Origin of the sequence: Capnocytophaga sp. oral taxon 380 str. F0488 (genome assembly GCF_000318255.2) — a bacterium.
GTDB lineage: Bacteria > Bacteroidota > Bacteroidia > Flavobacteriales > Flavobacteriaceae > Capnocytophaga > Capnocytophaga ochracea.
Genome location: NZ_KB291242.1, coordinates 6,073 through 15,186 on the forward strand (window position 1 = coordinate 6,073; position 9,114 = coordinate 15,186).

At 41.0% G+C, this 9,114-nt stretch carries 7 protein-coding genes; all 7 read right to left on the reverse strand.

Features of this window, described 5'->3' with window-relative positions:
- Window positions 1-76 precede the first annotated feature (76 nt).
- The 7 genes from HMPREF9078_RS10900 to HMPREF9078_RS10930 all read right to left on the reverse strand — a co-directional run bounded on the left by HMPREF9078_RS10900 (window position 77) and on the right by HMPREF9078_RS10930 (window position 8,836).
- Entirely contained in the window at window positions 77-652 is a 576-nt protein-coding gene (locus tag HMPREF9078_RS10900; RefSeq protein WP_009420719.1) for a phosphatase PAP2 family protein, read from the reverse strand.
- On the reverse strand, window positions 652-2,406 hold the full coding sequence (locus tag HMPREF9078_RS10905) for a DEAD/DEAH box helicase (protein WP_009420720.1): 1,755 nt from the start codon (window positions 2,404-2,406) through the stop codon (window positions 652-654). The genes HMPREF9078_RS10900 and HMPREF9078_RS10905 overlap by 1 nt, the downstream gene beginning before the upstream one ends.
- A gap of 187 nt (window positions 2,407-2,593) precedes the next feature.
- Window positions 2,594-3,136, reverse strand: a complete 543-nt coding sequence (locus tag HMPREF9078_RS10910; RefSeq protein WP_009420721.1) for a DUF3592 domain-containing protein — start codon at window positions 3,134-3,136, stop codon at window positions 2,594-2,596.
- 12 nt (window positions 3,137-3,148) lie between these two features.
- A complete protein-coding gene (gene secA / locus HMPREF9078_RS10915; RefSeq protein ID WP_009420722.1) occupies window positions 3,149-6,511 on the reverse strand; it encodes a preprotein translocase subunit SecA in 3,363 nt (1,120 codons plus the stop codon).
- A gap of 251 nt (window positions 6,512-6,762) precedes the next feature.
- Window positions 6,763-6,984 (reverse strand): DUF2795 domain-containing protein, encoded by a 222-nt coding sequence (locus HMPREF9078_RS10920; protein ID WP_002673751.1) that lies wholly within the window; start codon window positions 6,982-6,984, stop codon window positions 6,763-6,765.
- 107 nt (window positions 6,985-7,091) lie between these two features.
- The gene (locus HMPREF9078_RS10925; RefSeq protein ID WP_232207512.1) at window positions 7,092-7,448 is read right to left on the reverse strand and encodes a hypothetical protein; all 357 of its coding nucleotides are present in this window, start codon (window positions 7,446-7,448) and stop codon (window positions 7,092-7,094) included.
- A gap of 143 nt (window positions 7,449-7,591) precedes the next feature.
- Window positions 7,592-8,836: an efflux RND transporter periplasmic adaptor subunit gene (locus tag HMPREF9078_RS10930; RefSeq protein WP_009420724.1), complete on the reverse strand. Its 1,245-nt coding sequence runs from the start codon at window positions 8,834-8,836 to the stop codon at window positions 7,592-7,594.
- Between the last annotated feature and the right edge of the window lie 278 nt (window positions 8,837-9,114).

Consider the following 9,114-nt stretch of genomic DNA (forward strand, 5'->3'; position numbering starts at 1 on the left):
ATTTTGTTTAGGTAAGAGATAAGAGGTAAGAAATAGTACCGGCCTATTTAATTAGTAAAGGTTGTAACAATGCAAATTATTCTCGAGTTGGGATTTTTAATCTTTTTTCGGTATATAGAAAAAGAAAATAATAAAGGGTAGCTAAGAGTGTACCGAAAATCCAACCTACCAATACATCACCTGGGAAATGTACGCCTAAATAAATACGGCTATAACTCACAATAATTGACCAGCAGAGCAGTAGGGTGACGATATATCGGGCGTTTTTCCTAAGTAAGTAACTAAAAAATACGGCTATTGCCATTGTATTGGCGGCGTGTGCTGAAAAGAACCCATACTTACCACCACAAATCACCATTCGCATTTGCCCGATAAGACTCTCATCGTGACAAGGGCGCAAGCGCTGGAATCCGTGTTTGAAAACGTTCGCCAGTTGGTCGGTGGTGGTGATGAGAAGGGCGATGAATACCAAGATGAGCAACACTCTTTTCCAATGAAAATACTTGAAACACAAGTATAACAAAAAAGCATAGAGGGGGATAGACGAGAGTTCATTGGTGATTACTAACCAAAGGCTATCGGCTTCGGGTGTCCCCCAACTATTGAGGGAACAGAGCAGTTGCTTATCCGTTTCTATAAGGTATTCTAACATTATTTACGTTTTTTCTTCTTTTTAAAAGCCTGTTGGAGGGCTTCAGCAGTCTTTTGTTTGCGACTTTCTCTTTGTCCTTTTTTGCGACTTCTACCCTCATCGTTGCCGTGTCTTCTACCGTCATCATTTCCGCGTTTGCGTCCGCCACGGTCTCTGCCAGCTCCTTTGGTAGAGAGTTCTACATTGATGAAGCGACCGTCCATTTGAAAATCGGTAAAGGTGCTCATCACCAAATCGGAGAGGTCGGCATCGGTATTGAAGAAAGAAAAACTGTTCTTTACATCTACTTTGAAAACATCATCACGACCTAAATTAAGGGTTGCTTTGAGGAAATCTTTGAGAGATTTCCAGTCGTAGCCATCGCGTTCACCTATGTTGATGAAATAGCGCACTTCATCGCTATTACCCCCACTGCGGCTTTCGCGCTCGTTCTCTACCGATAAGTTTTCGGCATTTTTATAATAATTGAAGAAACGCGTAAACTCTACTGAGAATATTTTCTTGATGAGCTCTTCACGGTTTACTTCCTGCAGTTCTTTATAGATAGCTGGCAAATAATCGTCGATGGCAGGGTTTACTTCTGTATTTTTGAGGTTGTTAGCCAAGTGATAGAGCTGTATCTCGCAGATTTCCATACCCGACGGCAATTGTTTCTGCTCAAAAGGTTGCCCTATCATCTTTTCGATAGTTTTAATTTTCTTCACCTCACTTTTTGGTAAAATCACCATCGAAATCCCCGATTTACCAGCACGACCTGTACGTCCACTGCGGTGGTTGTAGGTTTCTATTTCATCGGGCAATTGGTAGTGAATTACGTGAGTGATATCGTCTACATCAATACCGCGGGCAGCTACATCGGTAGCGACAAGCATTTGTATTTGGCGTGCACGGAAAGATTTCATCACCAAATCACGTTGATTCTGACTCAAATCACCGTGAAGAGCAGCAGCATTGTAGCCGTCTTCAATGAGTTTTTCGGCTACTGCCTGTGTATCGCGTTTGGTGCGGCAAAACACTACTGAGAAGATATCAGGATTAGCATCGGCGAGGCGTTTTAGGGCTTGGTATCTATGGCGACCGCTCACTATATAGTACTCGTGTTGCACGGTGTTAGTAGCCTGATTGCGAGTTCCTACTGTTATTTCGATAGGCTTACGCATAAACTTACGCGCTATCTTAGCCACCTCGTTAGGCATAGTAGCCGAAAAGAGCCAAGTGCTTTTTTCTTGAGGGGTATGCGACAGAATAGCGGTAATATCTTCATAGAAGCCCATATTGAGCATTTCGTCGGCTTCGTCAAGCACACAATAGTTGATATGACTGATATCTACGAAGTTACGGCGTATCATATCTTGCATACGCCCAGGAGTAGCCACGATAATTTGTGCGCCTTTTTTGAGGCTACGCGCTTGTTCCTCAATACTTGCGCCGCCATATACCGCCACTACGTTCACCTTAGGGAGGTACTTAGCATAATTGCGGAGTTCAGAAGCGATTTGCAAGCAGAGTTCGCGTGTAGGCGAAAGGATAAGCCCTTGGGTTACACGGCTATCAGTATCGATAAGTTGGAGGAGAGGAAAGCCAAAAGCGGCTGTTTTACCAGTACCCGTTTGGGCTAAAGCTACCATATCAGCACCATTTGCCAAAAGAGTAGGGATGGCTTTTTGCTGAATTTCAGAAGGAGTTTCAAAGCCCATATCGCTGATAGCTTTGAGGATAGGTTCATTAAGACCTAATTGTTCAAATAAATTCATTAATACAATTTGTAAATTAGCAAATTTGCCAATTTGCTAATGTATTCTAAAGTGCAAAGGTACAACAATATTTTCAATTGGCAATTGATAATTGACAATTAAGAAGAAAAAACTTTGCCAAAGGTGCGAGCCACACGGGCAGGAAACTTTGGCAAAGTATAATAAATAATTTATATTGTGTTTCTGCTTATTTTTTTATGAAAAAGGAAACAATCAAGAGAATTATTGCAATGGACATTATTGCGAATCCTGCTATGCGAAACCTCTTCCAAAAAAACATTTTATCTTTATCGTCTACTATTTGGTGTTCACTGGGAGTTTTGGGCAAATAAGCTACTGTAATACTCTCGCCTGCTCGATAATTGGTTTGACGGCTACCACTATGAGCCCCAAAATAGGTTACACAAAAAGTATGAGCCGAATTAGCATATTTCAAGTTTATAGGGGCGTTTGAGTTCAGAACAAGAGGTTTTACAATATAAGTATTTTCTCCTACAGTATACTTATAGACTACATAAGTCCTATTATTAAAACCAATACCTCCTACACCTTGACTGCCTGATTTGACAATTTCTAATACCTCTCCTTGTGCTTTCCCTTGATATAGTTTTTTGTTCTTTTCGGTAATTCTTTTGTTAATCTCAGCAGTAACCAAGAATACAAGCGCAAACAGAAAGAATATGCCAGAGCTCAGCAACATTCCCATTTGGTTGTTCATTTGGTTGTCCATTACCTTAGTGATTTATTTATTGGATACTAAAATCCATTCTCCGCTGTTTATTAGGGGGTCTGCTTGTTTGAACTTGAGCTCTTTGCGTTCACCAGTACGGATGTTTTGGATTACTACCTTGTCGTTACGACCAATTTTAGGTTGTTCGCGTACGATGGTTTCTACTACCGAACGGCGCTGTGAGGCTTGTTGCCCTACTTCACGGGCGCGTTGTGCCATTTCATCGCTGTTGAGGGCTTCTTCCTTATTGGTTTGGTAGTGCTCACGGGTGCGTTGTGGCGCGTGGGCTTCCTGTACGGGTGGATTTTGAGTAGGTAACTCGGCTTTGAACAAGAAAGAGATAATCTCTTTGTTTACCTTATCGACCATAGCTTTGAACAACTGATAAGCTTCAAACTTATAGATGAGTAGCGGGTCTTTCTGTTCGTGTACCGCTAATTGTACAGATTGTTTAAGCTCGTCCATACGGCGGAGATGCGTTTTCCACTCCTCGTCGATGATGCCAAGCGTAATATTCTTCTCGAAATCGCTTACGAGTTTCTTACCTTGGGTTTCGTACGCCTCTTTAAGGTCGGTTACGATGTTGAGCATCTTTTCGCCATCGGTGAAAGGCACGACGATGCGCTCGTAAGTATTATTAGGATTTTCGTATACCTCTTTAATCACTGGGAAGGCTTGAGCGGCACTGCGTTCAGCTTTTTCCTGATAGTGTTTGAGCGCTTCGTGATACAAGGTGAAAGTAAGGTCGTTTGGCGATTGTTTAGCAAATTCGGCTTCTGAAATTTGTGTTTTCAGTGAGAAATATTTGATGAGCTCGAAAGTGAAATTCTTGTAGTTATTTCCACCTTTGTTGTTCTCTACTATATTCTCACAAGTATCGAATATCATATTTGCCAAATCCACTTTTAGGCGTTCACCTTCAAGAGCGTGGCGACGGCGTTTATAAATTTGCTTACGTTGTGCGTTCATCACGTCGTCGTACTCTAACAGACGTTTACGCATACCGAAGTTGTTTTCTTCTACCTTTTTCTGAGCTGCCTCGATGCGTTTGGTCATCATAGAGTGCTGAATTACATCGCCTTCTTTATGACCTAAGCTGTCCATTAGTCGGGCGATACGTTCAGAACCGAAGAGGCGCATTAGGTTATCTTCGAGAGAAACGAAGAAAAGCGAGCTACCAGGGTCACCTTGACGACCAGAACGACCACGCAACTGACGATCGACACGGCGAGAGTCGTGGCGTTCGGTACCTATAATTGCCAAACCTCCTGCAGCTTTTACTTCGGGGGTTAACTTGATATCGGTACCACGTCCCGCCATATTGGTTGCGATGGTTACCACACCACTATGTCCGGCTTCGGCTACGATTTCAGCTTCTTTTTTATGCAATTTCGCATTCAACACATTGTGTTTTACCTTGCGCATTGTAAGCATACGGCTGAGGAGTTCAGATACTTCCACAGAAGTAGTACCAATCAACACTGGGCGACCAGCTTCGGAAAGTTTTACTACCTCATCGATTACAGCGTTGTATTTCTCGCGTTTGGTTTTATAGATAAGGTCGTTGTGGTCTTTACGAGCGATAGGACGGTTGGTAGGGATTTCCATTACATCGAGTTTATAGATTTCCCAGAACTCACCCGCTTCGGTGATAGCAGTACCCGTCATACCCGCTAACTTGCTATACATACGGAAGTAGTTTTGCAAGGTAATAGTCGCGTAGGTTTGGGTAGCAGCCTCAATTTTCACATTCTCTTTGGCTTCAATTGCTTGGTGCAAACCATCGGAATAACGACGACCGTCCATAATACGACCTGTTTGTTCATCGACGATGAGCACTTTGTTATCAATTACTACATACTCTACATCTTTTTCAAAGAGGGTGTAGGCTTTGAGCAATTGGTTAAGTGTGTGAATGCGTTCGCTTTTTACGCTGAAATCTTGGAATAATTTATCTTTTAGTTTAGCTTCTTCTTCAATAGGAAGACCTTGGTTCTCGATATTGGCAATTTCTACCCCTATATCAGGTAAAACGAAGAAATCTTTATCACCATCGTAGGCAATATCAGCAAACCCTTTATCAGTAAGCTCGATTTGGTTATTTTTCTCATCAATCACGAAGTACAATTCGGCATCTACCTTTGGCATTTCGCGATTGTTATCCTGCATATAGTAATTTTCAGTTTTTTGGAGCAGTTGTTTTACCCCTTCTTCGCTGAGGAACTTGATGAGCGCTTTGTTTTTAGGTAACCCACGATACACACGCAAGAGTTGGAATCCTCCTTCTTTGGTATCTCCTTCGGCGATGAGTTTGCGGGCATCGGCTAATACTTTGGTGAGGTAAGTACGCTGTTTGTTTACCAAATTTTCAACTAAAGGTTTCAGTTCGTTGAATTCGTGCAATTCACCTTTAGGGGTAGGACCTGAGATGATGAGCGGTGTACGAGCATCGTCTATCAATACAGAGTCGACCTCATCGACAATCGCATAGTTGTGAGCGCGTTGTACCAAATCTTCGGGAGTGTGCGCCATATTGTCGCGGAGGTAGTCGAAACCAAATTCGTTGTTAGTTCCGTAGGTAATATCGGCATTGTAAGCACGGCGACGTGCTTCGGAGTTAGGTTGGTGATTGTCGATACAATCCACACGCAAACCGTGGAACTCAAATAAAGGTCCCATCCAGGCACTATCTCGGCGTGCCAAATAGTCGTTCACGGTTACCAGGTGCACTCCATTCCCCGTTAGGGCATTGAGGTAGACTGGCAAGGTAGCCACGAGGGTTTTACCTTCCCCTGTTTGCATTTCGGCAATCTTACCTTGGTGAAGGGCAATACCTCCAATGAGCTGTACATCGTAGTGTACCATATCCCAAGTAACATCTTTACCAGCGGCGTCCCAGTGGTTTTTCCACACGGCTTTATCACCCTCAATCGTTACATAATCGTGGGTAGCCGATAGTTCTCGGTCGTGTTCAGTAGCTGTTACGGTAATTGTTTCGTTATTAGCAAAACGACGGGTAGTTTCCTTCATAGTAGCGAAGGCTTCGGGAAGAATGTCGTTCAATACCTTTTCGGAGACTTGATAGGCTTCGCCGTTGAGTTTATCTATTTCGGTATAGAGGTCTTCTTTAGCATCGATATCGTCAGTAGCGTTTGCTTGGGCTTCGAGTTCGGCTATTTTAGTATCGAACTGGGCGCGAGCGTCTTTTATTCTTTGTTTGAACTCAATAGTTTTTGCGCGCAACTCATCATTAGAGATATTTTCTAACTGAGAGGCGTAAGTTTTTATCTTTTCAACGATAGGTTGGATTGCTTTTAGGTCGTTTTTGGCTTTGTCGCCAACGAAAATTTTAATAAGGGAATTGATAATACTCATTATAATGATTAATGATTAATGATTAATGATTAACTTTGCCAAAGGTCGTAGCACAAGTCATATTTTAACTTTGCCAAAGTTTCAAACTTTGGCAAAGTTTGCGATTGGCAAAGTTCATACGGTAAAATTGTCAATAAATATACCAAAAGGCGAGAACTGACAATTTGTCACTATATTGATTTGCTAATCTGCTACTTTGCTGATTTGCAAATTAAAAAAAGTCTCCTCAGAGAGACTTTTTATTTTTGTTTTTAATATTCATCTTCATTCCATAGGTAATCTTCTTCCGACGGGTAATCAGGCCAGATTTCGTCGATAGATTCATACATATCACCTTCGTCTTCTATTTCTTGAAGGTTTTCCACCACTTCCATAGGAGCGCCTGTACGGATAGCATAATCAATAAGCTCGTCTTTAGTAGCAGGCCAAGGAGCATCACTTAAATAAGATGCAAGTTCTAACGTCCAATACATAAACTAATAGAATTTTATAAATTTTGCGCAAAAGTAATACTTTTTATTTATTATACAAAATAATTTGCTAATTTGTCACGGCGTGTATAGCCTTTCTTCATTTTGTGCTACTCACAAAATATTAGAGCAGGTTCTTTCAGATATACATTTAGCACTACCGAATCTTTCTCTTTCATCTTTATATTATTTATATACACACCTTTATACCCTGAAAAAGTAGTGACTTGCACATCGTATTTTCTATTAGGAAGAAGATAAAAATTAGCTTCTTTATAATTTGAAATAATAGGCAGTCCATTAATATGTAAATACAAATTACTAGTTGACAAAGAGCCGTCTCCTTCAAAAATTTTAATATTTAAAATACTTTTAACCGACGCCCTTTTACTTTTATAATAAGACAATGAGTAATCATCGCCTTTCTTGCCAATTTTCTCTTGATAAGGATCTATTTGCCTTTTCATAGAATTGCAACTACTAAGAAATATTAGAAGACTAATTACAAAGATTGTTAGGATTTGCTTCACGTTCATATTTTGCTATTTTAAATATTTCTTCTTTCTCTTCGTCAGATAGTTTTTGATATTCTTCTGTTCCTTCTAATTTACTAATTTGCTAATTTGTTAACTTTTTCATTATTCTTAAGAGTCTTAGATATCACATTATAAGGACCGGTGATAATAATCTCGTCTTTGGCTACACCCGAAAGGATTTCGATATTCACATTGTCTTGAATGCCGGTATTTACCGCACGGAGTTCAGCTTTACCGTCTTTGAGCACAAACACCGCTTCCTGCTTTTTGTCGGCTTCTTCCTTAGGAGTTTTAGGGTCGATTTCAGATTTCTTCCTTACAATAATGGCACTGATAGGTACTGCAACTGCGTCTTTTTTGGTTTGGGTGATAATATCTACCGTTGCGGTCATACCTGGACGGAAGGGTGAATAGCCAACCGGTTTGCTTTCTGAGAGGTCTTTATACGATGCTTCTTCGATGTGTATCTTGACTTTGAAGTTCGTTACTTGGTCTGCGCTAGTGGTGGTATTGGCGGTATTGGCGATATTGGTAACGGTACCTTTGAACACGCGTTTTAGGTAAGCATCTACTTCGACATTCACCGAGTCGCCTACACTTATTTTTACGATATCGTTCTCATTTACATCTACTTCTACTTCCATATTATGAAGATTTGCCACACGCATAATCTCGGTACCCGTCATTTGCATCGTACCTACTACGCGCTCGCCCAACTCTACACTGAGCTTAGAAATGGTGCCATCGGTAGGTGAATAAATAATTGTTTTTTTGAGGTTGTCTTGGGCTTCGGAAACACTTGCCATTGCACTCTGTACATTAAAACGAGCTGACTCGCGAGAGGCTTTGGCTACCTCGTAGGCTGAAACAGCTTTATCCCAATCGGATTTTGAGATTACGCCCTTATCGAACAAGACTTTGTTGCGCTTATAGCTCTCTTCGGCTTCTTTGAGGGTAGCGCTGGACTGTTGCAAGCTGGCGCGTACGGTTTCTAAACTTGCAGCACTACGCTTCACTACCGATTGGTAAATATCGGGGTTGATGCGCACCAAAAGGTCGCCTTTTTTTACCATTTGCCCTTCTTTTACAGGGAGTTCTATAATTTCTCCTGATACTTCCGACGATATCTTGATTTCCAATTCGGGTTGTATTTTTCCTGTAGCCGACACTTTTTGGATGATTGTTGTAGGAATTACTTTTTGAGTTTCGACGTTTATGGCAGAATTTTCTTCGCCAAACCAACCTGCTTTTTTACCAATAATCAAAATGATAATTAGCAATATAACGGCTAAAATAATGAGAACGGTTTTTCTTTTCATAATAGTGAAGTTGTTTTCAGGTGCAAAAGTATAAAACAATTAGTAAATTAGCAAATTTGAAAAATGAGAAAATGAGAAAATGAGAGAATTAACAGATTAGAAAATGGGGTAAATGCCAATAATACCAGAAAAACCAGAAATGCCAATAATACCACCAAGAGGAATAAACGGGTCGAACTTTTCGGATGGGTCGGACAGGTCAGAGGAGGGGGTGTAGTATTCGGAAGGAAACGGAGAAATTCAAAAGAAGGTTAAGAGGAGTTTTGATGAAAAAAGGG